At 68.2% G+C, this 25,192-nt stretch carries 22 protein-coding genes and 6 pseudogenes; 22 read left to right on the top strand and 6 right to left on the bottom strand.

Annotated features, from left to right (window positions below; genetic code table 11):
• Positions 1–37: 37 nt before the first annotated feature.
• Entirely contained in the window at positions 38–1,111 is a 1,074-nt protein-coding gene (locus tag ACI2L1_RS42900) for a glycosyl hydrolase family 18 protein (RefSeq protein WP_404744915.1), read from the top strand.
• A gap of 74 nt (positions 1,112–1,185) precedes the next feature.
• Here the strand turns inward: ACI2L1_RS42900 and ACI2L1_RS42905 are convergent.
• Positions 1,186–1,479: pseudogene (locus ACI2L1_RS42905) on the bottom strand (amidohydrolase family protein); the annotation flags it as partial.
• Here ACI2L1_RS42905 and ACI2L1_RS42910 point away from each other — a divergent pair.
• The 3 genes and pseudogenes from ACI2L1_RS42910 to ACI2L1_RS42920 form a co-directional block, all read left to right on the top strand.
• A pseudogene (locus ACI2L1_RS42910) lies at positions 1,479–1,746 on the top strand (transcriptional regulator); the annotation flags it as partial. The pseudogenes ACI2L1_RS42905 and ACI2L1_RS42910 overlap by 1 nt on opposite strands.
• 6 nt (positions 1,747–1,752) lie before the next feature.
• Positions 1,753–1,971, top strand: a pseudogene (locus tag ACI2L1_RS42915) (XRE family transcriptional regulator); the annotation flags it as partial.
• Between the two features lie 546 nt (positions 1,972–2,517).
• On the top strand, positions 2,518–3,801 hold the full coding sequence (locus ACI2L1_RS42920) for a protein kinase (RefSeq protein WP_404744934.1): 1,284 nt from the start codon (positions 2,518–2,520) through the stop codon (positions 3,799–3,801).
• Positions 3,802–3,993: 192 nt separating this feature from the next.
• On the opposite strand, the gene ACI2L1_RS42925 is transcribed toward ACI2L1_RS42920, so the two are convergent.
• Positions 3,994–4,752: a TIGR02391 family protein gene (locus ACI2L1_RS42925; RefSeq protein ID WP_404744916.1), complete on the bottom strand. Its 759-nt coding sequence runs from the start codon at positions 4,750–4,752 to the stop codon at positions 3,994–3,996.
• 679 nt (positions 4,753–5,431) lie between these two features.
• Here ACI2L1_RS42925 and ACI2L1_RS42930 point away from each other — a divergent pair.
• Positions 5,432–5,902, top strand: a complete 471-nt coding sequence (locus ACI2L1_RS42930; protein ID WP_404744917.1) for a hypothetical protein — start codon at positions 5,432–5,434, stop codon at positions 5,900–5,902.
• Between the two features lie 72 nt (positions 5,903–5,974).
• Positions 5,975–6,808, top strand: coding sequence for a transposase family protein (locus tag ACI2L1_RS42935; RefSeq protein WP_404744918.1), 834 nt, complete (start codon positions 5,975–5,977; stop codon positions 6,806–6,808).
• A 265-nt stretch (positions 6,809–7,073) separates the two neighbouring features.
• Here ACI2L1_RS42935 and ACI2L1_RS42940 read toward each other — a convergent pair whose 3' ends face one another.
• On the bottom strand, positions 7,074–8,045 hold the full coding sequence (locus tag ACI2L1_RS42940) for a helix-turn-helix transcriptional regulator (RefSeq protein WP_404744919.1): 972 nt from the start codon (positions 8,043–8,045) through the stop codon (positions 7,074–7,076).
• Between the two features lie 111 nt (positions 8,046–8,156).
• Between ACI2L1_RS42940 and ACI2L1_RS42945 the strand changes: the two genes are divergently transcribed.
• From ACI2L1_RS42945 to ACI2L1_RS42995, 11 genes and pseudogenes are all read left to right on the top strand, one after another.
• The gene (locus ACI2L1_RS42945; RefSeq protein ID WP_404744920.1) at positions 8,157–8,843 is read left to right on the top strand and encodes an alpha/beta fold hydrolase; all 687 of its coding nucleotides are present in this window, start codon (positions 8,157–8,159) and stop codon (positions 8,841–8,843) included.
• Positions 8,844–8,960: 117 nt separating this feature from the next.
• Positions 8,961–9,206 (top strand): annotated as a pseudogene (locus ACI2L1_RS42950) (hypothetical protein); the annotation flags it as partial.
• 69 nt (positions 9,207–9,275) lie between these two features.
• The gene (locus ACI2L1_RS42955; RefSeq protein WP_404744935.1) at positions 9,276–9,413 is read left to right on the top strand and encodes a hypothetical protein; all 138 of its coding nucleotides are present in this window, start codon (positions 9,276–9,278) and stop codon (positions 9,411–9,413) included.
• 276 nt (positions 9,414–9,689) lie between these two features.
• Positions 9,690–10,175: a hypothetical protein gene (locus ACI2L1_RS42960; RefSeq protein ID WP_404744921.1), complete on the top strand. Its 486-nt coding sequence runs from the start codon at positions 9,690–9,692 to the stop codon at positions 10,173–10,175.
• Positions 10,176–10,959: 784 nt separating this feature from the next.
• Positions 10,960–11,157, top strand: coding sequence for a toxin-antitoxin system HicB family antitoxin (locus ACI2L1_RS42965; RefSeq protein ID WP_326659041.1), 198 nt, complete (start codon positions 10,960–10,962; stop codon positions 11,155–11,157).
• Positions 11,154–11,450, top strand: a complete 297-nt coding sequence (locus ACI2L1_RS42970; RefSeq protein WP_404744922.1) for a hypothetical protein — start codon at positions 11,154–11,156, stop codon at positions 11,448–11,450. The genes ACI2L1_RS42965 and ACI2L1_RS42970 overlap by 4 nt, the downstream gene beginning before the upstream one ends.
• Before the next feature lie 259 nt (positions 11,451–11,709).
• Positions 11,710–12,939 carry a hypothetical protein gene (locus ACI2L1_RS42975; RefSeq protein ID WP_404744923.1) on the top strand — a complete coding sequence of 410 codons (1,230 nt, stop codon included), beginning with the start codon at positions 11,710–11,712 and terminating at the stop codon, positions 12,937–12,939.
• A 62-nt stretch (positions 12,940–13,001) separates the two neighbouring features.
• Positions 13,002–15,785: an RHS repeat-associated core domain-containing protein gene (locus ACI2L1_RS42980; RefSeq protein ID WP_404744924.1), complete on the top strand. Its 2,784-nt coding sequence runs from the start codon at positions 13,002–13,004 to the stop codon at positions 15,783–15,785.
• On the top strand, positions 15,773–16,294 hold the full coding sequence (locus ACI2L1_RS42985; RefSeq protein WP_404744925.1) for a hypothetical protein: 522 nt from the start codon (positions 15,773–15,775) through the stop codon (positions 16,292–16,294). The genes ACI2L1_RS42980 and ACI2L1_RS42985 overlap by 13 nt, the downstream gene beginning before the upstream one ends.
• An 86-nt stretch (positions 16,295–16,380) precedes the next feature.
• Positions 16,381–16,614, top strand: coding sequence for a hypothetical protein (locus tag ACI2L1_RS42990; protein WP_404744926.1), 234 nt, complete (start codon positions 16,381–16,383; stop codon positions 16,612–16,614).
• A gap of 261 nt (positions 16,615–16,875) precedes the next feature.
• Positions 16,876–17,202 (top strand): hypothetical protein, encoded by a 327-nt coding sequence (locus ACI2L1_RS42995; RefSeq protein ID WP_404744927.1) that lies wholly within the window; start codon positions 16,876–16,878, stop codon positions 17,200–17,202.
• 342 nt (positions 17,203–17,544) lie between these two features.
• On the opposite strand, the gene ACI2L1_RS43000 is transcribed toward ACI2L1_RS42995, so the two are convergent.
• A complete protein-coding gene (locus ACI2L1_RS43000) occupies positions 17,545–18,504 on the bottom strand; it encodes a hypothetical protein (RefSeq protein WP_404744928.1) in 960 nt (319 codons plus the stop codon).
• 373 nt (positions 18,505–18,877) lie between these two features.
• Between ACI2L1_RS43000 and ACI2L1_RS43005 the strand changes: the two genes are divergently transcribed.
• Positions 18,878–20,044 carry a hypothetical protein gene (locus tag ACI2L1_RS43005; protein ID WP_404744929.1) on the top strand — a complete coding sequence of 389 codons (1,167 nt, stop codon included), beginning with the start codon at positions 18,878–18,880 and terminating at the stop codon, positions 20,042–20,044.
• 268 nt (positions 20,045–20,312) lie between these two features.
• Here ACI2L1_RS43005 and ACI2L1_RS43010 read toward each other — a convergent pair whose 3' ends face one another.
• Positions 20,313–20,501, bottom strand: a complete 189-nt coding sequence (locus tag ACI2L1_RS43010; RefSeq protein ID WP_404744930.1) for a hypothetical protein — start codon at positions 20,499–20,501, stop codon at positions 20,313–20,315.
• Between the two features lie 215 nt (positions 20,502–20,716).
• On the opposite strand from ACI2L1_RS43010, the gene ACI2L1_RS43015 reads away from it, so the two are divergent.
• The 4 genes and pseudogenes from ACI2L1_RS43015 to ACI2L1_RS43030 all read left to right on the top strand — a co-directional run bounded on the left by ACI2L1_RS43015 (position 20,717) and on the right by ACI2L1_RS43030 (position 24,685).
• A complete protein-coding gene (locus tag ACI2L1_RS43015) occupies positions 20,717–21,568 on the top strand; it encodes a hypothetical protein (protein WP_404744931.1) in 852 nt (283 codons plus the stop codon).
• The gene (locus ACI2L1_RS43020) at positions 21,561–22,277 is read left to right on the top strand and encodes a DUF5753 domain-containing protein (RefSeq protein ID WP_404744932.1); all 717 of its coding nucleotides are present in this window, start codon (positions 21,561–21,563) and stop codon (positions 22,275–22,277) included. The genes ACI2L1_RS43015 and ACI2L1_RS43020 overlap by 8 nt, the downstream gene beginning before the upstream one ends.
• 57 nt (positions 22,278–22,334) lie before the next feature.
• Positions 22,335–23,956: pseudogene (gene tap / locus ACI2L1_RS43025) on the top strand (telomere-associated protein Tap); the annotation flags it as partial.
• Between the two features lie 132 nt (positions 23,957–24,088).
• Complete coding sequence (locus ACI2L1_RS43030) at positions 24,089–24,685, top strand: DinB family protein (RefSeq protein ID WP_404744933.1); 597 nt, start codon at positions 24,089–24,091, stop codon at positions 24,683–24,685.
• A gap of 52 nt (positions 24,686–24,737) precedes the next feature.
• Here ACI2L1_RS43030 and ACI2L1_RS43035 read toward each other — a convergent pair.
• Positions 24,738–25,097: pseudogene (locus tag ACI2L1_RS43035) on the bottom strand (ATP-binding protein); the annotation flags it as partial.
• Between the last annotated feature and the right edge of the window lie 95 nt (positions 25,098–25,192).

Raw genomic sequence — 25,192 nt, forward strand, 5'->3', positions numbered from 1 at the left:
CGGAAGACACGCCCCTCCCCACCAGAAAGGACCGCTCATGTTCCGTCACGCACTCACCGTGACCGGCGTCGTGGCCGCCACGGTCACCACCCTGCTCGCCTGTACGGCCTCGGTCCCGGCCGGCGCCACCCCCTCCGCCACCCCGGGTGTCCAGCTGCAGACCTGGCTCTACCCCGGGTCGAGCGGCGACTCCACCTGCACCGCCAAGAGCGAGTACGCCGACAACAGGGTCAAGAACGGCGCCCTCAACCCCGAGTACTGGTCGGTCGGCGGCAACGGCGCGGTGACCCTGGAGACCACCGCCGACGGCAGCTGCAACACCTACAGCGCGGCCAACGTCGCCGACCTCAAGGCGCACTCCGCGTACCAGTATCCGACCCTCTCAGGTATGACCACGGCCGACGTCCACGCCCTGGTCAGCAGAAACAGCACCCGTACGGCGGCCGTCACCAAGGTCACCTCCCTCGTCAGCGACGCCGGACTCAGCGGCGTCGATGTCGACCTGGAGGACTACTGGTCCTGGAGCGCCGCCGACTTCACCAACTACAAGACGTTCCTGAAGCAGTTGGCCACCGCCCTGCACGCCAAGGGCAAGCGCCTCCAGGTCGATGCCCCGGCGATGACCGAGGACGCCTCGTTCTACGACTACGCGGCGGTGGCCGCCACCGGCGCCGACGACGTGGTGATCATGGCGTACGACGAGGAGTTCGACACCGCGTCCGGCGCCCGCTGCCTGCCCATCAGCCCCTACGACTGGCTGAAGAAGGTCACCCAGTACGCGCAGAGCAAGGTCACCGACCCGAACCGCCTGATCATCGGCCTGCCGTCCTACGGCTACAGCGCACCCGACCCGTGCGACCTCAACTCCGTGACGGGCAACATCCAGTTCAGCGACATGAAGAAGAGCCCCGGCTTCTCCAGCAACCCGACCACCACAGAGAGCCGCCGCGACGCCTCCTCCGGCGAGATCCGATGGGTCTCCGGCGGCGTCCTCTACGACTACGTCGACAGCGTGGCGATGGACCGCAAGCTCGCCGTCCTCAAGGGCCTCGGCGTCACCAAGGTCTCGGTGTGGTCGCTGGGCGGCGGGAACCCCTGGTTCTCCAACTGACCGATCAGCTACGCCAGTTGCACTGATGCGGCGGGCGCCCCCAAAACCCCGAGCGCCCGCCGCGTCGACTGCCCTTACTTCGAGGGCGTGTTGAACACGTGATCACGGGACGCGCTGACCTCGGCACGCAGCTCGGGAAGGTTCACGTCGAGGACCTCGCCGTCCCACTTGCGCGTCTGCCCGTCGACGAACACGGCGGTGATGTTGCGGGCGTCCGAGCCCAACACCAGTGTCCCGATGGGGTCGTTGAGCGGCATGTTGTTGATGTCCTCGGCCCGCACGACCAACAGGTCGGCCTTCTTGCCGACGGTGAGCGAACCGGTCACGTCGCCGAGCCCGTTGGTCCGGGCACCTTGGAGGGTGGCGAACCGGCCAGTACCCGGTCGCGGTTCTCTCGGACTGCGCCGTCTACGCCTCCGACGGGCCCTCCCCGCTGGACTTCCTGCCCTACCAGGACGGCAAGCCGCTGCCGGGCGGCTTCAAGCTCGGGGTCAACCCCGGACTGGTGACGTGGGAGGGCACCCAGAGCGTGCTGTGGGTGCGAGGGCGTCCGCGAACAGTTCAACGCTCCCGAGCTCAACCTCGCCCGGTACATCAAGGACGGCACCGTCACCGACGCCGACAACGGGGAGTAGCAGGCGATGAGTGTGTTCGGGGACGGCCTGGACGCCGCGCTGCAGAAGGCGTTCACCCGCCCGGCGCCCAAGGGCGCGCGCCCGGCGCAGATGCGGTACCTGGCCAAGCAGCTCAAGAACACCAAGGCGGTCGCCCAGATGCTGCGCATCTCCCAGCGCACCGTCGAACGATACGTCAAAGACCAGATCAAAAAGCCCCGTCCGGACCTCGCCGCCCGCCTGGACACGGTGGGTGCTCAGCTGCGCTACCCGGTCTCGTTCGAGGCCGCGGTGCGCTCGGCGGCCTGGCTGGACGGGCGCCGGTTCTTCCTGGCTGCCAGCGGGCACAGCGCGGTCGCAGATCTCAGTCGAACCAGGGGCCTGGGGCGGCAGCAGGAGTGGATCCGCAGTGCCGGCCACTACTCCGGGCATCTGCTCGTCACCGGTCCGGACACGGTGCTGACCGCCTCGCCCGACGGGTCCGGCAACCGCATCACCCTCCACCGCACCTCGGTGGGCGATGGTTCCAGTGAGCGGGTCGTCGAGTACCGGCTCGACCGGGTCATGGGCCTGACGCAGGCCCCGCACGACGGGCCGGCCTACCTCTTGGCATCAACTCCCGACAACGACCCCGCACTCCGGAGGCCGGTCCTCACCCGTATCATCGGGCACCGCCCCTCTCCGGGGGCTGCCAGGTTGCCTGCCGGCGCGGAACCCCAGCCCACCGGTTACGCCCTGGTGCAGGAGTCCGCTCAGGGCGTGAAGAAGGACTACGCCCTGAAACGGCTGCCGATGGCCAGCGGGGGCCAGGCCGACGTGTTTCAGGCAGAGCACAAGGCTTCGGGCACGGCCGTTGCCTTCAAGCGGCGGCATCGGCAAAACTCCGGGGCACGGCGGCGGATGGTGCGCGAAGTGACGGTCGCCCAGCGGCTGGGGGGACATCCCCATGTGATGCCCGTCCTCGACTTCAGCCCTGCCTACGACTGGTTCGTCATGCCGATGGCGGACGCGACCGCTGAGGAGAAGCGAACCGAGCTGGCAAGCGATGCGGCATTGCGCGCACTCGTCGACGCCGTGGCCGCCGCGCTGGCCGAGGCCCATGAACAGGGGTGGGTCCACCGGGACATCAAGCCGTCGAACATCCTGCTCCTGAACGGCCGCTGGATGGTGGCCGACTGGGGCATCGCGCGACGCCCGCGTGGCGAGACGAGCATCGACAAGCCGTTGACGAACGCGTCGATCGGATCGCTCGGCTGGGCCGCACCGGAGCTCTCGACCAACCCGCACGACGGCTCCTGCCCGGCGAGCGACATCTATGGTCTGGGACAGGTCATCGGATGGATCCTCACCGGCACCTGGCCCCAGCCGAACATCCCGTTGCTGCCCCCGCCCGGGCCGTGGCGCGGCGTGGTGCGCCAGGCCACCTACCCGGATCCGGCTGCCCGTCACCAGGACATGGCAGCCTTCATCGCGCTCGTCGAGCGTGAGACCAGCCCGCGGACCGACCTGCCCATCACCCGCGCCCAGCGGCTGCTCGAAGCCACCACCGAAGGGGACGAGGACGCAGCCAGGCAGCTGGTCCAGCTCGCTGTCGACCAGTCCGACAACCACGAGCTGTTCCTCGATGCCGTCGCCCGCCTCGACCCGGAAGCAACCGAATCTGCGCTCCTGGCTAACCCGGCCCAGGCCATCACGCTGGTGGGGGCCATGGCGGCACAGGTCGACGGTGACCGCGGCCAGTGGCCAGCCTTCACCGAGGCCGACCGGGCCATCTACTGGCTGCTGCGGGCGAGCCGTATTGCAGCTCGCGAGGAGCAGTGGGATCTGCTGGAGGCGGCCGCGCGAGGCATGTGGACCTGGGACGACCGCTTCGACCAGTGGAAACCGCAGGATTCCATCAAGAAGTGGCTGCGCTCTCTGGCCGGTCACGGTGCGCAGGTCGTCGCCTCCGTGCTGCGGGAGTTCCCCGGCAGCGCGCGGCATTTCTGGGAGCTGGAGAACGAGCGGCGCGTCGACATGGAAATCCGCGGCGCCGTGCAGGCCGCGGTGGCGGCCAACCGGTCCGATGGAGGGTAGCGCCCGGCCGAGCCCGAATCACGCTGCCCGGCCAGCTGAAGGTCCAGGCCGTTCAGCGGTCCTGTCCTCAGCCCACCGAGGACGGGACGACGACGGGCACGGCGCATCTGGTGGGCCTGGTGGTCTCTGCGGCTGACACTCAGGACGTGACGTGCGCGCCATCGAGGCGCCGGTGCACCATCGACTGCGTGGTCAGCAACTCCAGCAACTCCGCTTCGGTGACCGTGCGGTGAAGCCCGGCTCGTGCGCGGCTGGGTTGCGGTACATGCTGAACAAACCCTTGACCAGGTTCGCCAGGCCCTTCTGCTCGTCCAGGTCGGGGCCGGTGACGTTGGCGTTGATGGCCACCCGGGCGGTGCCCCGGCCGGGCATGAGCACGGCGTCGACCAGCCGCGCCCCATCGAGGTGTTCCCCGGTGAGCTGCTGCAGCCGGTCTGCCACTGACTTGACCGCCTCCAGGGCGGCGTGGAACGCGTTCTTGGCGAGGATCTCCAGCGTGCAGTAGCGCAGCACCTCCGGATGCGTGGCACGTCGGCGCAGCTCGGCCCGCAGCGAACTGGCATGCCGTGCGGCCTCGGTCAGGGTAGTGGCGGCCGGCCCCCTGGCGAGTTTGCCTTCGTCGTTCACGCGCAGCCCGACATGGACGAGAACCTCGTTGAGGTCGTCCTGCGGACGCGAGAACACGTGTGGCTGCTGGGCGTAGCGCACCGGGGCCATTGCCGCGTTGATGAGTGCGATCACACAGTTCGACGCCTGCTGGCGTGCCTGCTGCGACAACAGCGCCCCGGCCAGCCGGTCCCGCTTGTTGCCGCCCTCCACCTCCGCCACCCTCACCGCCGCCAGCAACTGGACGATCTCCCGCCCGGTCAGTCCCTGCTCGGTGTCGCCGAGGACGCCGGCCACCGCTGTGACGACCGGCGCAGGCCAGGGCTGGTGGGTCTGTGCTGCCATGGCTTCTTCGCTTCCCCTCGCGTCAGGCCAACTGGCCAGGATGACACGGCCGTCAGAGTCCCGCCTGCCGTTTTTCGGACCGGGGCCCCTCCACGAGCGGGCGGGGCGACGCGGGGAGGCCGCCTATGCGGGCCGCGGCCTCGAGCAGGGTTCGGGAAAGCCGGCAAGGCCCCAGCGGCACGGGGAACGAACGGTTCGGTGCCGGGCGTGGTGGACTGCAACAGCAGCCGGGAGTACTCGCCGTCAGTGGGCCGCAGGGCCAGACGTATCCCGGCGACCTGCCCGGCGTCGAGCGCGGCCGCCAGCCGTATACGGTCCTCGGCGATGGCGCGAGAGTGGGCGAAGATCACTGAGCCCAACGCGAGATGCCCTCTGGCGACAGTCAGAGCGAAGCCGGGGAAGCATGTCGTGGACGCCTTGATGCTGCCTGGCAGCAGGGGCACTTTGGAGCGCCAACAGCTCAGTTCCGGGGGGACCTATGGAGTGGGTCTCATTGGGCTGTGTTCAACCTGAAGTTGCAGGTCACGGGGCTGGTGTGAGTCGTTGATTGTGTACTCGTGCTGGTCGGGGGCGGTTGTCGGAACTCAAGATCGTCTGCCACTTCGGGGTTCGGCGATCCTCGGATTCTCCGGCGTGAGCGGGGCGGGTGTCCGTACGATCCGGGCGGGAGGTGCGTCACGTGGCCCAGCATGCGGAGCCGGCCCTTCGTACGCTGATCACGGCCCGCAGAGCCGAACTGGAGGTGCAGGCGGAGAAGTTGAGCCAGCAGCTTCAGGAGGTGCGCGACGAGTTGGAGGAGCTCGCTGTCGCCGAGCGGGTCGCGCGCCGGCTGGCCGGGCAGTTGCACGCCGCAACGGAGGCGGAAGCGACGCCGTCCCTGGCTGCCGGGCAGGTCGCGGGCCGTGCGGTGCTGCTGGTGCCGCAGTGCGAGCGGAGCGCGGATGAGGCGGTGCTGCCCGCGGACTACCAGCGGATCATGGATGTGATGCGGCGGGCGGATACGCCGGTCATGGTCAAGCAGGTCTGCGTCGAGCTGGGGATATCCTCCGAGCCGGCCCGCTCGGAAGCGATGCGTTCGAAGCTGAACCGGCTGGCCGAGCGGGGCTGGCTGCGCAAGCTGGCCGACGGGAAGTTCGCCACCACGCTGTGAACGTACGCTCATCCGCCCGCGGCATGCGGGACGGGCCGTAACGTCCGTACCCCCGGCGGCAGTTGGTAGTTCATGTCAAAGAAAACCAGCCCCGCCGGGGGCACTGAGACGGTTGTCTACCAATCCAGCCTGCAGCTGTCCACGGCCACCCTGACCTTCCTCGGCGACCTGATCCGCGGCCACCTGAAGAAGATCCGCTCGCGGTGGCGCAAGCTCCCGCTCGGGCAGATCGCCACGATCGTCCTCGCCGTTCTCCGCCACGACCAGCGCGTTGCCGACATGGCCGGCGGCAACGACGTCTCGCGTACCACGGTGGGCCGGTGGGTAAAGGAAGTCGTGCGGCTACTGGCGGGACGGGCCGAGCGGCTGGACCGGGTCCTGAAGAAGATCGCCCGAAAGGGTGGCCACGTCGTCCTGCTCGACGGGACCCTGGTGCGCACCCGGCGCCGCACCGGTGCGGACAACAGGAAGAACTATTCCGGCAAGCACAAGTGCCATGCACTGTTGTTCATCGCGCTGACCGACACCGAGGGGCGGCTGCTGTGGGTCTCGGCGGCCAGAGTCGGCCGTTCCTCGGAGATCACCGCCTGCCGGCACGAGCACCTCACGGCGAAGCTGCGCGAGGCCGACCTGGGCGCGATCGCCGACCTGGGCTTCGTCGGCCTGGAGGACAGCTGGGACGATCCAGTGGTGATCACCGGCTACAAGACGGCCCGCAACCGGCCGTTGACCCCGGCCAAGAAACAGGTCAACCAGCTGCTTGCCGCAGAACGCGCCACTTGCGAACACGCGTTCGCGCACCTGAAGAGCTGGCGTGCACTGGTCAAGCTGCGTCTGGATCTGCGCTACGCGACCGCGCAGGTGCGGGCACTGATGCTGCTCACCCACCAGGAAGTCGCCCGCTGAGACGACGCCTGACGATCTTCACGGTAGACAGGCGCCCGCGACCAGCACGAGCACCCCGAACCACGCTCACACCAGCTCCGACCTGCAACTTCAGGCTGAACACAGTCCCCAGTGAGGCTCCGTAGCGCCCGGAGCGTCAGCACCGCAGTCCGCAGTCTCCGCATGATCCTCCCCTTGGCGCAGATGATCCACGCCGGACGAGACTCTTCGGAGGACTGCGGCAACGTCAAGTAGCGTGCGGGGAGGGGCCGTTCGCGATGAACGCTCAGGGTGGGTCCGTCACGGCGGCAGTGAAACGCCTGGCGAGCGCTTCCACCGCCGCGCGCAGTTCCTGCCCACCCTCGACGCGGAAGGCGATCGGCAGGCGCGCCAGCCACTCCTGTGCGTACATCGTCGGATTCCTCGTGCTGCCGACGAGCACGCACCCGTCTCCCGACGGTTCAAGCCGTCCCATGGGCGGCCGGATCCACGGCGCCACCTCGGCCATCGGGGCGTCGAACACCACCCGCGTGGGAAACTCCCACCCCTTGCCCAGGTTCTCCTCCAGCGCCGCCACCGGGTCGAGGCCGTCGGGCATCTCGAAGCCGTGGGCGGTCTGCCGGACCTCGCGGACCCGGTCGATCCGGTAGGTGCGGATCGCGTCCGCGTGATGGGAGTGGCACAGGAGGTACCAGCGGCCGTAGCGGACGACGACCGCCCAGGGGTCCACCTCGGCCTCCCACTCGTTGCCAGACCCACTGCGGTACGTGACCAGCACGCGGCGTCGCACCGCGCTGGCCGCGACGAGCGTGCTCGTGAGGGCGGGATCCGGACGGGACGGGTTCCGGTCGGGCGCCGCCGACGCGTGCTCGCGCAGGGCGGCCGCCTGCCGGCCCAAACTCTCGGGCAGTGCCCGGATGACCTTGCCCAGGGCGGCAGCGACGAGGTCGTCGGCATCAGGGTCGGCGGCCGTCGGCTGACCGTCGAGGACCGCCATGACCAGGCCCAGCGCCTCGGGTTCCGTGAAGACGACCGGCGGCAGCCTTGTCCCGCGCCCCAATCGGTACCCGCCGTAGGGGCCCCGGGTCGAGTGCACGGGGATGCCCGCCTCGCGGAGGATCCCGACGTACCGGCGCGCAGCCCGCTCCGTGACACCCAGGGACGCGGCGAGCTCGTCGGCCGTCACACCCGTGGTGCGGGACTGGAGGATCTCGAGGGTGCGCAGGGCTCGCGCGGTGGGGCTGAGATCGGTCGGCACCCGAGCAGATTAGGCGGTCACGAAATATACCGGAAGTGGATTGTCCGGAATCGGCCGTAGCGTGATGGCACTCACCGACCTCACGGGCTTCACGGAAAAGAGAACTGATCCATGGACATCCTGCTCATCGCCGGCCTGTGGCTCGACGGATCCGCCTGGGACGACGTCGTGACCGCGCTCGAGGAACTCGGCCACCGCCCCGTGGCGCTCACCCTCCCTGGTCAGGGTGACGGAGCTGTGTCCGCCACGCTGGATGACCAGGTGGCGGCGGTGCTCGCCGCCGTGGACGCGGCGTCGGAGAAGTCGATGGTGGTCGGGCACTCCGCCGCCTGCACCCTGGCCTGGCTGGCCGCCGACGCGCGGCCGGAACGGATCGCCAAGGTCGCCCTCATCGGAGGCTTCCCGTCCGCCGACGGGCAGCCGTACGCCGACCTCTTCGAGACCAAGGACGGCGTGATGCCCTTCCCCGGCTGGGGCCCGTTCGAAGGACCGGACTCCGTCGACCTCGACGAGGAGACGCGTAGCCGTATTGCCTCGGCGGCGATCCCCGTGCCCGAGGGGGTGGCCAAGGGCACGGTGCGGCTGAAGGACGAGCGGCGGTTCGACGTCCCGATGCTGCTCGTGTGCCCCGAGTTCACCCCCGCCCAGGCCCGGGATTGGATCGACGCCGGTGACGTGCCCGAGGTCGCCCGCACCAGGCACCTGGACTTCGTCGACATCGACTCGGGCCACTGGCCGATGACCACCAAGCCGGTCGAACTCGCCCGGCTGCTGGCCGCGGCGGCCACCGACGCCTGAGCCGACGCCGTATCAGGTCCGCCCCCTGGACGCCACCAGCTGGGACGCCTTCGCGGAGCTCGTCGAGCGCAACAATGGGATCTTCGGCGGGTGCTGGTGCGTCAGCTACCACCCGGAGTGCGGCCCGCACGGGATCAGCTACCGCGAGGCCAAGGAAGACCGGGTGCGGACCGGCCGCGCCCACGCCGCGCTCGTCCTCGACGAGGACGGCACCGCGCAGGGTGGTGCCAGTACGGCAGCCCCGAGGAACTCCCCAACATCAAGCACAGGCGCGCGTACGACAAGGACGTACCGCCGCGGCCGGACTGGCGGATCACCTGTTTCTACGTCGGCAGGAAGCACCGCGGACGGGGCATCGCGCGGGCGGCGCTGGAAGGCGCCCTCGACCAGAGCGCCCAAGCTGGCGGCGGCCTCGTCGAAGCCATCTCGGAGGTGACCGACGGACGCGAGGCGCAGGGCCGCTTGCTGTTCAGCGCGACCGTCGAACTCCTCGAGGACTTCGGATTCACGCGCGGTCGGCAGGTCGGCAAGCACGCGTGGATCGTGAGCAGGGTGGTCGATCCGGCGTGAGGCTGAGGGTCAGTGCCCCCACGGCAGCCTCCCGCTCTGCGCTCCGTGCCGGATCGTAAGAAACGGCCCGGCACGAGCCCGGCCGAACCCAGAAATCTCCAGATCCCGCAATGTCAGACGATCTGCAGGCCAGACACCCGCCCTCGACCAGCACGAGTACCCCGAAGCAAAGTCACACCAGCCCCGTGACCGGCAACTTCAGGATGAACATCACTCAATGCGGCCCGTGAAGGAAATCGGGCTGCGTCGCGATCGGCTGCCGGGCAGCATGGCGGGGTGTCTGATCTGCTGTGGGCTGACGTTGCGTGCTTCTTCGACCCTGACCTGATGGGTGCGCTTCCCGACGCCCGTGTCCCGGATGCCTCAGTCGAGGACTGGCAGGCACTCCTCGACCTTGTCGCTGAACGCGGCTGGAAGTACCGGTACTCCGAGGGCGAGATCCTGCTGCCAGTGCCCCCAGCGCAGACAGTGCTCTCCCGTCCAGCCGACGCCGAGTGCCCCGAGCTGCGGGTCTGGCCGTCAACCGATGTACTGGCGATCTTCCGCTTCCATGCAGCCGAGGAGATCGACTTCGACGTGGACCTGCGAGAGCTTCAGGGCCAGGAGCGACTCGACGTCTTCTGCCGTTTCCTGCGCGACATCGGTCGACGGCTGGGCAAGCCGGTACTGATGGATCCAGAGGGCGGTTACGGCCATCCAGTGCTCGGATTCGATGTTGAAGCCGATCGTGTCGTACTCCTGGCTGAACCGCCCCTTATGTGACTGCCTTCGGCAGTAGGTCCGGGAGGCTGCAGCCACGCGCGCAACGCTCCGCCACGTGGGGAAGTAATACGAGCAGGTCTGGCGAGGGCCTGAGCGCAGGGTGAGGAGATTCAGATATCGCCATCACGCTCGCATGCATCCGTATAGCCTGGGACACCCCTAAAGGGATGGCCCCGCCCCTGAAATCGGTCTACGAAGAAGCAGGCGGGCGGCCTGCGGAACCCAGCCAGCAGACGCTCTACGCGGGCCTCCTGGGGGCCGCCCCGGGCTCCGCACCACGTCGTCAGGACGCGACGCCTACCCAGCTCAGACGCTGCATGCTTGCGGCGGCCGTGGTGCGGGCTTGTCATCGAGCGCATCACGGCGTTGCAGAGCGCGGCGTTCGGCTCCACCATTCCGGTCGCACCTCTCGCCCAGGCGTGAGGCAGTTCCCACCGATGTGCTTCCCACAGCGACGCGGTTGGCTGCGTGCGTTTCAACAATGACCTGGCCTTGGTTCACCCCACAGGCTGCAACCGGTCACACCGGCCTTTTGAACCGAGTTTTCAAGCTGGCGGGAGCTCAGTGTCGCGCTCTTGTCATGTGGGATGACAAGAGCGACTACATCCCCTGACGGCACCCAGGAGCCCTTCGGAGCAATCAGCGACACCGCGAGAGCGACACTGCACGCCGCCTGGTGGCGGTGATGCGGGCGAAGCGGAGCCGGCCGCATCACCGCCACCCAGGAGATACCGCTTGATGCTACTGGTGTACGCCACCGTGAAATGGTGGCTAGTCTGAGGTCATGTCTGTCACCACGATGACCCTGCGGATTCCCGATGAGCTGGCTCCCTCGATCAAGGCGGCTGCCTCGGAGGCCGGCCTGAGCGTGAACCAGTATGTGGTGCGCGCCGCTCGCCGTGCCGCCACTCTCGACGCCGCGCACCAGCTTGCCGCGCTGGGTCTCGGCGACGACTTGGCGGGGGAAGGAGACACTCTGTGAGACGAGGAGAGATCTGGGTCCTCGGCGACGGGCGCAAGGTCCTGATCGTCTCCCTGACCGGCTTGGAAGAGGCCTACGGTGCGGTGGTCGCGATCGTGCTGCATCCCTCCGGCCGCTATCCCGATACGGCCATGTCGGTCGTGATCGGAGACCCGATCCCGTGCACCGCGGTCGCCGTCAACCTCCAGCAGCTGCGGGTGACCCGCTTCGACGGCGCGAAACTCCTCGGTGAGGTCGACTCCGCGGCGATGGCCCGCGTCGACCAGGCGCTGCGCGCCGCCCTAGACCTGTAGCCGCCCCGACCAGAAACCCGGTGCTGCGACGCCGAGGCCATAGGGAGGCCGCGTCCCGGAGGCCTGCTGATTCGACGGCCTCTTCGTCAACTTCGCATCGGCGGAGATTTCGTGAGCGGGCGGGTTTTCGGTACACCCACGCAGCGACAGTCCGTTCTGCGGCTGCCGAGGCCCTTGGACCGACACCTGGACCAGCATCCCGGCTGCGGATGTCACCAAGTCCTCCGACAACTCCGCGATCAACGTCTGGCCCGTATCGGTGACCAACGGCTTCCCGGCCGCACTGACGTGGAACGTCACCAACTCCCTGTCCCAGGACGGGCCTCTGGACATCCGGGCCGCCTTCACCGACGGCACGACGACGGCCTACTCGTCTCCCCACACGGTGACCGTGGACCGCAACGCCGGCACCGCGCCCAGCGCGGACGTCGGTCCCGGCTCGGTGAACGCACTGACCGGTGACTTCACCCTGTCCGACACCGACGCCTCCGGCTTCGACGTTTCCGTCTCGCGCACCGCGTCCTCCCGTCGCCCGACCGCGGGTGCTGACGCCGAGGGCCAGGTGGCGATCTTCGGCCCGCAGCGGACCTCCGGCACCACCGCGGAGATCACCGAGTCCGACTGGGCATACATCCGCAAGACCTCTGCGACCTCTGCGACGTCGGCCACGTCACTCGCGCTGGTGGACGTCGACGGCGACGAGACGGGGTTCACCGCCACGACGGGCGGCGGCTGGAAGCCCGAGCCGGGCTCAGAGGATCTGACCCTGACCGGTTCCGTGACGGGCACCTTCACGCTGAAGGACGACGAGGGCACCATCACGACCTTCGCGAAGGTGGACTCGGCGGCGACGACCTGGCAGGTGGCCAGCACCTACCTTCCGACCGACAACTCCACCACCAAGGTGGTCTCTGAGAAGGTCGCCTCCGGCAGCAACACCCTGGCTCGCCCGAAGTACGTCATCGCGCCCACGACAGCCGTCAGCGCCGACAAATGCCAGACCGCTATCGACAGCGTGACCGCCGCCAGCCAGGACGCGTTCACCAACGCCAGCGACACCACCGGTTGCCGGGTGATGCAGTTCGTCTACGCATCGTCGACCACGGCTACCAGTTCGGCGTTCGGTAACTACGCCGGGCAGGTCCAGCAGGTCAAGCTGTGGGCAATCACGCCTGGAGCCGGTACCACCACTGCCACGGTCATCTCCCAGTACGCCTACGACACCTCAGGCCGCCTGCGCGAGCAGTGGGACCCCAGGATCAGCCCCGCGCTGAAGACGGCCTACACCTACGACAGCGCCGGACGCGTCGCCACCCTCACCCCGCCCGGTGAGCTGCCGTGGACCTTCACCTACGGCAGTGCCGGCAACGCCGCCACCGCCGGTGAGGGGATGCTACTCAAGGCGTCCCGGCCGAACCTGACCGCAGGCACGAAGAGCACCACCGACGGCACCACGGCACCAGCAGTGTGGTCTACGACGTGCCGCTGACGGGGGCGAAGGCACCCAACGCTCTGGGCGCGTCGAACGTGGCGGCATGGGGTCAGAGCGACGTGCCGACCGATGCGACGGCCGTCTTCCCGGCCGACTCGGTACCGTCGTCCAGCACGGGAAGCGATCTGGCCGCCTCCGCCTACACCCGGGCGACGATCACCTACACCGACGCCTCGGGCCGCGCGGTCAACACGGCCACACCGGGCGGGCATGTCGGTATGACCGAGTACGACCGCTTCGGCAACACGGTGCGCGATCTGTCTGCAGGAGACCGCGAACTGGCGGTGGCAACTAGCGGTGACGGGCTCGCCGAGCAGGTCGCCCTGTCCATCGACCAGATGACCGCTGCCGACCGCGCCGAACTGCTGTCGACGCGCTCGGTGTACTCCAGCGACGGACTGCGCGAGACCGACGAGTACGGTCCGCTGCACCAGGTCACCCTCGCCTCCACGCTGCAGGCCGGCAGCGGCGGCACCGACCTGCCCGCCGGTTCGCAGGTTCCGGCACGCCAGCACACGGTCAACACCTATGACGAGGGCCGCCCGACCGACGGCACCGCCACTGTCACCAACCAGATCACCACCACCAAGGTGGGCGCCTCCGTGGACGGTTACCCGTCCGACGGCGACGTGCGCACCTCAACTACCCAGTACGACTGGGTCAAGGGCCTGCCCACTGCCACCATCACCGACCCGTCCGGACTGGCCCTGAAGACCACGACGTCCTACGACTCCCAGGGCCGGGTCATCAAGGCCGCCCTTCCGAAGTCGTCCGGCTCGGACGCGGGCGCCACGGTTACGACGTATTACTCGGCCACCGGCACCGGTGCGTGCAACGGCAAGCCGGAGTGGGCCGACTTGGTCTGCTCCACCGGCCCGGCCGGCAGCATCACCAATGGCGGCTCCAACCCCACTCAACTGCCCACCAAGACCATCGAATACGACCGGTGGGGCAACACCGCCAAGGTCACCGAAACAGCGAACTCGGTCACCCGCACCACCACCAACACCTACGACGCCGCAGGTCGCACCAAGACGACGTCGATCAGCGGCGGCGTGGGCACCGGCGTAGCGAGCACGACGCTCACCTACGACAGCGACAGCGGTGACGTGGCCACGGCGACGTCGAACGGTCAGACCCTCACCCACACCTACGACCAGCTTGGACGGGAAATCTCCTACGCCGACGGCGCGGGCAACACCGCAGCCACGCAGTACGACGCGCTGGGCCGCGTGGTGAAAACCACCGACTCCGCCCCGTCCACCACCACCTACACCTACGACCCGTCCAAGGACCCGCGCGGTGTGGAGACCTCCCGCACCGACTCGGTCGCCGGCACCTTCGCCGCGACCTACGACGCGGACGGCGAACTGGCTACCGAGTCCCTGCCCGGCGGCTACACCCTCACCCTCGGTCAGGACGAGACCGGCGCCGAGACGTCCCGGATCTACACCCGCGACAGCGACGGCACCGTGATCGCCTCCGACAGCACGGAAGAGAGCGTGCAGGGCCAGGTCGTGGCCGACGCCAACACCGCGGGCCAAAGCCGCAGCCGCAGCTACAGCTACGACGCGGCCGGACGCCTCACCCGGGCGGACGACACCGACCCGGACGGCGCCTGCACCCGCCGCGACTACACCTTCGACAACAACACCAACCGCACCGCCCTCGCCACGACATCCGCCGACGTGGGGGCGGCCTGCACCTCCACCGGTGGCACCACCACCTCGTACTCCTACGACAGCGCCGACCGCCTGACCACCTCCGGCACCGTCTACGACGCCTTCGGCCGCACCACCACCCAGGCATCCGGCGCCACCATCGGCTACTACGTCAACGACCTTGTCCGTCAGCAGACCAAGGGCAGCAACCGCCAGACCTGGTCGCTGGACGCGGCCGGCCGTCTTGCCGCCTGGACCACGGAAACCCAGGGCAGCGACGGTACCTGGGCCCAGTCCGGGTCCAAGATCAACCACTACGGCTCTGACGGCGACAGCCCCGACTGGATCCAGGAGACCAGCAGCACCCTCACCCGCAACGTCCAGGGCGCCAGTGGCAACCTCGACGCGATCACCAGTGCCACGGGAGACACCGTCCTGCAGCTCACCGACATCCACGGTGACGTGACGGTGCAGCTTCCCCTGGACACCTCCACGGCGCCGACCGCCCTCGCCTACGACGAGTACGGCAACCCGGCGTCCGGCACTGCAACTAGCCGCTACAGCTGGCTCGGCGGCAAGCAACGCTCCAGGGAAACCGCCACCGGCGCCACCCTCATGGGGATACGTCTCTACGACCCCACCACCGGACGGTTCCTGTCCGTCGACCCCGTCCCCGGCGGCAACGCCAACGCCTACGAGTACTGCACCAGCGACCCGCTCAACTGCTACGACCTCGACGGACGGTTCGGCTGGGGCAAATGGATCGACCGGGTAGGCACCGGACTCGCGATAGCCGGCATGTTCGGCTGCGCCGCGTGCTCCGCCATCTCTGCGGGGATCTCTGTCGCTCGCGGGGCCTACAAGGTCTACCACGGCGACCGAAGCGGCTGGCTGGACATAGCCGGAGGAGCCACGTTCGGTGCCGGAAAGGGATTCCGCTCCTTCGGAAAACTCTCGAAGAGCCGCAGAATGGCCCGATACGCGAAGGGAGCTCGTGGCCGCGGCAGGTACAACAAGCGGATGCGTAGCAGAGCAGCCAAGGCGAACCGCAGATACCATCACCGCTACACGCGGCGCGCGGACAGCATCGACAGATGGTACGGCGGAGCCTCCACGGCCTACGGGCTGTACGGGGAATACCGCTCCTACCGACAGCAGGGATGGCGGCGATGGCTCCGGTGATCACGAGCTACGGCGGCCTGCTGCGAGCCGTCGAGACTCGCCTGACCACCTGGATGTTCCTCGTTTCGGAACGAGGGGACCGGCAGGAGGCGGCAACCGCGGCCGCTGAAGCCGACCAGGCCGTGGTGGCTCTGCTTGAGCTTCGGCCGGGAAAGATCCACCGGAAGGCCGAGAACGGCGTGTGGTGCCCCGCTTCGGACGTGCTGGCGTTTCGCTCATGGCTGTGGTTCGTCGTCGCGGTCTTGCTCGTAGTCGGAGGTCTGCTGCTGGTCCCGGGTGATTCAACGGCGGAGCAGTCTGTGCGGATCGCTCTTTCTCTGGTCGTCGCCATGCCCAGCGCGCTGTTCGCATCACGCCAGTTGAGTCACATCTTGACTCGACGGGCTCTACGAACTGGAGTGGCCGGGCAGAGCACTCTCATCTGGATCAGGCGGTGGCTCAGCGAAAGCGCAGTTCTGATCCTCACCCTGGGAATGTGGGCGCTCTGGATGACAGTCCTAGTTCTCTAGTCCCGTTAGTCCCGTCCACTCCACCCTCCAGTGATGCGGGGCGCCAGCCACCCGGCGCCCCGCATCAGGCTCTGGCACGGAAAACAGTGAGCTCCTTCGAGCTGGCCACCGATCAGGTGACGGCCTATGTCGCGCAACAAGCGAGGGAAGACCTGGCCTCCAACGCGTCACCGGGCGCGACGGTCGGAGCCCTGCTCGGGGTGCGGGTTGCCGGACGCGGCGGGCTTGTGTACACCGTGATCTGGCGCGGCCCCTACCTCAAGGGTCCCGCCGACGCGCCGCTGATGATGGGGGAGAAAGTCTACTTGGTCGACTCATGACGGGTGAGAAACCCCTGGTGCGAGAGCGCTTATGGCTCTGGCCAAGTAGTCGAGTGCGGTGGCCAGACGGAGCCGGCCCTCCTCCGACTCCTGGCCCACCCATGTGGCCGCGTCGAGATTCGCAGCGGCGTAGCCGATGAGCGTTCCCGCCCGGCCCGACCCGGACATCGCACGGCTCGCCCGCAACCGCGAACTGTCCGAACCACGATGCCTTCTACGAAGACAACCCGTCCCGGCCCGGCCGGGCGTTGCGTCGACTGCGTGCTGGACGACGCGGTCCGCAACCCGGCGCCGACCCCGGTCCCAGCGCAGCGCGAGCAGGAGGGGCCGCCGCGCGGTTCCTGCGGGGACTTCGGCGCCCGGATCGTCGTGGTCGGCCGCGCCCTCGAGGACGGCCTGTGCAAGCTCTGCCGTGAGGAGGCCGCCGTGCTGGGCACGGCCGTCGTGCTCACGTTCGCCGCCGTACCGGTCGGGCAGGAAACCTGCTCGGGCCGGGACGGAACCGTGCCGTGCAGCCGGACGCCCCTGCCGTCCCGCAGCGTCTGCGGTGTCCACCGCGTCCAGGATCTGGCCGGGGAGGTCGCGTGATGGGCCAGAAGCCGGGTCGACCTGGCCAGCATCGCCCCTGCGGGCCTGCAAGCCGACGGCGAAGAACAACGGCGGCAGCTCGGGCTTCCCACGCGGACTTGAACTGCCGGACCAGGGCGCTCAGGTGCCGGATCAGTTCGATCTCCGCGTAGGCGGCGTTGTCGGAGGTCGGCTTCGGCATCTTGCCGCGGATGTACTCCACGACGGCGACGGGGTTGTGGGGGTAGAGGGCGTTGGCGTCGTACATGTCCATGAAGAGAGCCAGAGCCGCTGCCTGGTCTTCGCGCTCGTACTCGGACGGCCCCGCGTACACGGTTCCCTCGTGTTCGATGGTGTGATAGCTCATGCCACTTCCTTTCCGGATTCCGCTGCCCGCGCTGCTGCGAGCAGAAGTTCGTGCCATTGAGAAACCGACCCGCACATGCGGTTGAGTGCCGCGAATTGTTCAGGTGGCAGGACGGCCACAATCTGGGTGGGATCGAGATCCAGTGATTTCTCGAGCGCCTTCATGGTGCGCAGCACCAGCGTGAGCGTGACTTCCAGCGGGGAAGGCTCCTCTTTCCCGAAGACCCGCTCCTCCTGCGCGCGTGCGCCGGACTTCGCCCTGCGCAGCAGCAAAGAGGCGCTCTCCAAGGCCTCCAGGCCTCCTTCGGCCGCCAGGGCGTCGAAGAACTGGGCGGGTCCCTGTGGGTCCTCGGCAACGGCCTGCAAGATGTCCGCGACCAGCTGCGGGTCGGCGCGCGCCGCGGCGTCGGTGAGCGGGACGCTGCCCGTCTGCCGCACGGCAGGAACTCCGAGCTGCTCGCGGTAGGCCGGGCCGGTTAGCGGGCCGCCGCCGCGGGCCGCCGTGTTCCGCAGTGCGGTCAGAAGGGCTTCGAACCGGGCGTGTGGATCGGCGTCACCGAGGGTGTGGAGTGCAGCCTCCCGCAACACCGTGTACGACGCGACGCCTCCGGTCTCTTCCATGGCCTTCCGCCGGCCCGGGGTGTACCAGGCGGCCACCCGCCGGTACTGGTCCACCGTGTCGACGCTGATACGCCGGGTCCGGGCGAACTCCTCCATGACACGACGCACCTCTGCCGGCCCGGAAACCGAGTTCACCAGAGCGAGGATGAGATCTCCCTTGGACAGCCGTGCTGCGCACGTGACAGCCACGCCTCGGGTTTCGTCAGCATCCAGCTGGTCCCACGCCGCCTGCACGGCGCTCTCCGGCATGGCCGCATTGTGCAATTCACGGCCTGGCTCATCCCAGAAGTTCATGCCGCCGAAGCTAGAAGCGGCCACCGACATGCTGTGCTGCATGTATTCGTATTAGGAAAAGAATCCTTCATTCATTCGCGCCAGCAGCTTGGTGCGCGCCTGCTTGATTAGCCTCTCGACGGATTCTTCTTCGCTCAGACGGATGAATGACGGCGACAACGAACGCACCCCCGATCCGGCGTTGAGCGAGAACAGGTTCAGCTGCCCAGCGAAGGAGGGGGCGCCAGGAAGTGACCAGGATGCACGGCTGGATCACGCCGTGTCGCTCCCTTCGCGGTCGGGTACGGCTTCGGCAACTGTCCGTCGCATGGGGGAGGTTGCCGGGTGGGCAAAGCGAGCCGAGGCAAGCGGGAGCGCAGCCGGGACAAGGGCCGGGCAGTGGACGGCGGCCGGTGCGGCACGGGCGGCGCACCGGATGCGGGAGCTGACCCAGCAGCATCTGACCGGCAACCCGTGGGTGCAGATGACGCTCGCCAACAACATCAATAATGTCATCACCGAGCTGCACAGCGTGCTGCTGCACAGCGATCTCGCCGCCGCCATGGCGGACAAGCCGGAAGGCATCGAGCGGGACGCGGCGTTGTCGATGACGCTCGGCAAGCAGGGCCATCGGCCGCCGTGGCCCCGGTCGGCCGGGGAGGCCGCCTCCCGGGAGATACGGCAGATCCAGCAACTGCTGCGGCAGGCGGAGGTCCTCGTCATCTCCCCGGCGGCGCACGCCGCGGTGATGGCCGCGGCCACCACCCTCGAGCCGGCCGACATCAGCACCCTGGACCGGGACCGGGACATCCGCGTGCCCACCGGGCTGCTGGTGCTGCCCGAGGCGATCGTGGTCGTCAACCGAGCCGGATCCCTGTCGGACACCAGGGCGTTCGGCTGGCGGTTCGTCACCCAGCACCAGATCCTGCCCACCGCCCAGTACCCCGGTGTGCAGGTGACGACGTTCATGGACCGCGACGGGCCTGTGCAGCCGGCCGGATGGCGGCAGGCGGTCTCCCAGGCACGCGCGTCCGGAAGCCCGCTGCCCCCGCTGATGCCGGACGGCATGTACGGGATGCGGGGCGATGCGTGCCTGGCGGAGGAGAGCACCGAGATGATGGCGGATCTGTCCGAGCGCCATCGAGAGATGCAGAGGGCCCTCACCCACGCCTCCCAGTGGCGTGCGGAGCCGGTTCCCGAGACCGGGGAGTGGGGCGGCGGCCGCGTCGACGACCCGTACGACGACTTCGTCGGCCGTTACATGTTCGCCTTCTGGCGGCTCATCGCTCAGGGCGTCACGGCCGCCAGCCCGTCGCAGGACACTTCCGGCGTGCGCACGACGGCGGGCGGTCGTGACGGCTCGGTGCCGCCAGACCTCGATGTGCGCGTCATCCGGCTTGCTGCGCCTTCGCCCCGTCCGTCGGATCCGGCGGGGGGAGAGAAGCGGGTGTACCACCACCGGTGGCCGGTACGGATGCACAAGGTGAGGCAGTGGTACCCCAGCCGCCAGGAGCACCGGGTGATCTGGCGCGGCCCCTACATCAAGGGCCCGGCCGACGCCCCGCTCATGATGGGCGAGAAGGCGTACCTCGTAGATTCGTAGCCCTCTGGGCGGGGCTGGCGGCACGCGGTCGTACGACAGTGCACCTTCGCTCCGCACCCGGCGCGGCAGGGCCGGTCGGTGGTGGGGGAGCATCTGCCCGGGGACACTGTCCCCTCCGCAGCCACATGCAGATGAACCGTCAACCGCCCCAAGGTGCTCCCGGCCCGCCGCCTTGGCCACGGTGAACTGCGGCGCACCCGTCAAAACGGGCAGGCGGCGAGTCCGAGCCACGGCACCAGAGCGAATCGGCCGACGCACAGCGGCGGCGTCAACGGATGAGTGAACGCAGCACCGGCACGCTCACGCCCATGGCACCCAGTGCGGCCAGGACCGCCCCGGGTGCGGAACCGTCGGAGAGGTAAGTCAGCCCGCCGACGATCAGCCCGATAACAGCACCGGTCACAAGGACGATCGCGGTGTGCAGGCTGATGAAGGGGGGCTCTGACGGCGAACTCACGTGGGCTCCAGCGGTTGTTGGCGACAATGGCGTCCGCTCATACGTCGCGTTCGGCGCGCCGCCCCACGGCTCACTTCTGCACTGTAAATCCGCAAAAAATCTTGAAAGACCCCGTGGGGTCCTCTGCGGAAAGCGACCTACAAGAGGCCGTCGAAGACGAAGCTGGCCCCCGTGGCCGGGGGCGCCGGGGGCGGCGGAAAGCGGAAGGGGAGGCCATGACGGGCGACGACGAGGCAGCGGACGAGGAGTCTGCAGCCTCGTGCGCCCAGCACTTACAACCTGTTGTGGGAGAGCAGGTGTGGCTACTTGGTGCGCCCGTGCCTCTCGAAGCTCAGGATGAGATGAGCGCTGTCGACGCAGGGCGGTCCAGGAAGCTGCAGGAGAACCTGGACCGGCGGATGGCCGACCAGCGAATGGTCCGGCTGTTGTCCGAGTACGGATTCGCCGGAGTCCGCTACGACCGTTTCGCGGAGGTGCTCGCCAGGTACGGGATCTCGGTGCTGCGGGGCTGGCTCTACTCCGGCTACGTGTTCCGGCTCGTGGCCTCGCGTGGGTTCGATCTCAAGCCGCACGAGCGGGAGCTTGAGGATCTGGAACGTGATAGTGATCTGCGGGAAGAACTGGCGACGATGACCGTTGCACGGGCGCTGCCGCTCTTCCGGCAGCGAGCCCTGGTCGAGGCCGGGTGGCGAGCCGATGGCGGTGCCAGCATCGCCACGTACTTCATGGGAGCGTGCGCTTACGAGTTTCCCAATGAGTACCGGCGTCACCGCGTGCAGCAGAGACGATGGCATCACGGCCAGATAGCTGAGGAGATCTCCTACGCCGGAAGCTCCGCGGTACGGGGCATTGCCGAGGAGGTCCTGGGCAACCTGCGGGTGCTCGAGGAGCTCCGGGCCATCGACGATCCGCGAACCCGGGCCACCGTGGCCCTGACGATCGACGGTTACAGCCAGGAGGAGATCCAACAGCTCCTGGACAGCGCCTCGATCCGCGCGATCGAAGGGCTGTTGTACAGGTGGCGGACGAAGGCGAAGCAGCGGGAAGAAGGGGGCTTCGATGCCTGACCCGAACGATGTGTTCGACGCCCTGCTGGAGGAGACGTCTCTGGGAAGCCGCGGAGCTCGCCAGCTCCGTTCCCGCACACCGGCGGTACGCGCCCGCGCCGTACGTGCGATCCCGGGGTGGTGGCACCGCTACTCGGATCGGCTGCCCCACTGGTTCTCGACGTTTGTCTCCCTGGAAAGCGCAGCCTCGCTGATCCGCACGTACGAGTTGTACTTCGTGCCCGGCCTGCTGCAGACGGACGCCTACGCACGCGCGGTGATCCAGCACGGCATGGTCGGTGCAACCGAAGCCGACATCGACAGGCGCGTGGAGGTGCGCCTGGAGCGGCAAAAGCTCCTCGTCACCGAAGACGCTCCGCAGCTCCACGTTGTCCTGGACGAGGCCGCCCTGCGCCGGCCATACGGCAACCGCGAGACCATGCGCGATCAGATCCGGCATCTCATCGAGATGTCCCAATGGGAGAACGTTCAGTTGCAGGTCTTGCCACTGAACTTCTGCGGGCACCCCAGCGGGTGCGGCGCCTTCACCATCATGAGCCTCCCCGACCTGCCGGACATTGTCTACCTGGAGCAACTCACCAGCGCCCTCTACCTGGAGGGCCACCAGGAAGTCGCCCAGTACAGGAAGGTGCTGACGGAACTGCAGGAAGAAAGCCCTGACCCGGACGAGAGCCGCAACCTGCTGGGAGACCTGCTGTTTCGGAGCTGAAATTTAAGCCCGGCTTTGACACCTGAAAATGAGCGATCCAGCGTGCGAACCATTGCGGCCTACGCTCGACTGCTCGAAGGCCTCGCAGCGCGCTTCCCCGCCCTTGACAGCGAGGCGACTCCCGAGCCCGGCGTGCCCGAGCCATTCACCGCCGCGCCGACCGCCGCGAAGCCACCTGCCCGTCCGGCGGCGAGCGCCGCCAGGCCGTCGGCGACGTCGCGACGCCCTGGCGCGACGAAGGCGGCGGCGAAGAAGACCACCACGGCGGCTGCGGTGGACCCGCGCTTCGAGAACGGCCCCCTCGCCGTCGTTGACTGTGAGGACGGGCAGGTGTCGGCGTACTGCGTCGGCGGCCTGGTCCTGGACGTGCCCGCCAAGTCGCTGCCCGCGCTGGTGGACTGGACGATCACCGAGGCAAAGCTCGGTCAGGCCCGACTGCACCGCAACGGCCGTGACGCCGACCCGTCCTGGTCCTCACCCCGGCCGCCCTGGAGCGCTACGGCCTGCCCGCCGCGCTGTCGGATGAAGAGCGGCGCGCTGGAGGGCTCAAGGACAGCCACAAGGTGGTCAAGCAGATTCAGCGGGCCGAACTGCAGCTCACCCAGCGCGGGTTCGGGCCGTGGGCGCGCGTCTTCCGTGACCCGGAGGGCTCCCGGCGGCGCTGCGTGCAGCTGTGCATCCCGTCGTGGAACGCGCTGGACGCCCGGGAGTGGGACAAGAAGGACGACCCGCAGCTGCCGGGCATGCACCCGGCCGACCTCGCCCGGTATCTCGGCACGTACGCGCAGCGGGTGATGACGCCGCGCGGCACCACGTCGACGACCGGCCTGGAGCTGATGACCGCGCTGCGCCCGCCGACCCGTGCGGAGAAGAACGAGGCTACCGGCGAGTTCGAGCGGGCCTTCAACGCCGACGCGCTGACGGCGGTGTACGAGCCCGTGGAGTGCGAGGTCCCGGACGAGCCCCCGATCCGCAAGGGCAAGTTCGAGCGCCACCACCTGCGCACCCCGGCAGAGATGCTGATGGAGGAGCCCTACGACTGGTGCCGTGAGCTGACCGATGACGAATGCATGCTGCCGTACCTGGTCGCGATCGACGTCAACATGGCCTTCGCGGCCGCCACCAACGGCCTCACCGTCGGCCTGGGCGCCCCCACCCACCTGAAGAACCGTCCGGCGTTCGACCCCAAGGTCCCCGGCTCGTGGCTGGTCGACCTCTCCCACGTCGACTTGTCCCGCGTGCAGATCGACGGGCGCACCCTGGACGCCGACCTGCTGCCCTCGCCGTTCACGCCGAAGGGCGACCGCCCGACCGGCCCGGCCTGGTACGCCACCCCCACCGTCGCGTACGCGCAGGAGCTCGGGTTCGAGGTCGCGCCGCTCGAGGCGTGGGTGCGCCTGGAGTCCGGCCGCTACCTGGACCCCTGGTACAACCGGCTGCGCGACGCCTACGTGGAGACGATGGCCGACCTCGGTGTCACCACGAAGATGGGCGGCCAGGCGTTCCTGGACGCGATGGCGGTGCACAAGCAGGTCGACCCGACGATGGCGCTGCTGCTGAACGCGATCAAGGCGACGGCGAAGGGCGGCATCGGCAAGCTGCGGCAGCGCAGCCGGGGAGCGGTGCCGTACTACGAAGAGTGGCCGGCGCTAAAGCGGGAGACCTGGCGCCCCGACATCTGGCGGTGTCACTTTCAACGGGAGTCATTTCGAGGTGACTTGGGGAGTCGTTTCACACCTGCGGGCAAGATCAATGTCAGTGACTTTTGATGTCACTCCCGGCTGTCAGTGCCGGGTGGGAGACTGCCTGGCATGATCGAACCGAACCCGAAAGCGGACCTTCTCCGATACTTGCAAGAGGCGCGTGATGCCCTGGTGTGGAAGCTCGATGGCCTCTCGGAGTACGACATCCGCCGTCCACTGACTTCCACGGGCACGAACCTGTTGGGGCTGGTCAAGCACGTCGCCAGCGTGGAGCTGGGGTATTTCGGCGACACGTTTGGGCGGCCGTTCTTCGACGGGGAGCCGCCGTCCTGGTGGTATACCGAGGAGTCAGAGTTCAACTCGGACATGTGGGCCACTGCAGATGAATCGCGGGAAGAGATCGTGGGGCTGTATCGCCAGGCGTGGGAGCACTCCAACAGCACGATCGCGACGCTGCCGCTTGACGCGGTCGGTCACGTCCCGTGGTGGCCGGAGGAACGCCGAGAGGTGACGCTGAACCACATCGTGGTGCGTGTGATCTCCGATACTCAGCGGCATGCTGGTCACGCCGATATCGTGCGAGAGCTCATCGACGGATCCGTCGGATATCTGCAAGGCAAGGACAACTTGCCGCCAGGAGATCAGGCGTGGTGGGAGGACTACCGGAGCCGACTGGAGCGCGTGGCGCGGGAAGTCGACGGCTGATCTCGCCGTGCTGCCGACCCCGTTGGCTCCGGGGTCGGCCATGCGGTGCCGTTCATCCTGCTGCAGTTTGCTCGGCCAGGGCTTTGGTGTGGGCGAGGCGGTAGGACTCGGTGCCGGTTTGGATGATGGCGCCGTTGAAGGTCAGGCGGTCGACGATGGCCGCGCAGAGCTGTGGGTCGGTGAAGGTCTTCGTCCAGCCACTGAAACTCTCGTTCGAAGCGATGGCGACGCTGTTCTTTTCCTCACGCTCCGTTAGAACCTGAAACAGCAGCTCAGCACCCCTGCGGTCAAGTTCCATATAGCCGAGTTCATCAATGCATAAAAGATCGACACGGCCGTAGCGAGCGATCGTCTTCGACAGCATCTTCTCGTCGGCGGCCTCGACCAGTTCGTTGACGAGAGGGGTGGCCAGCTGAGCTTGTTCCGCTTTGACGGACACCATCGGTGTGGTGGTCAGGCTGCGAGCGCGGTCTCATACTCGGCGGGACTGCGATAGCCGAGGCTGCT

The sequence above is a fragment of the Streptomyces sp. NPDC019531 genome (genome assembly GCF_044903305.1).
GTDB lineage: Bacteria > Actinomycetota > Actinomycetes > Streptomycetales > Streptomycetaceae > Streptomyces.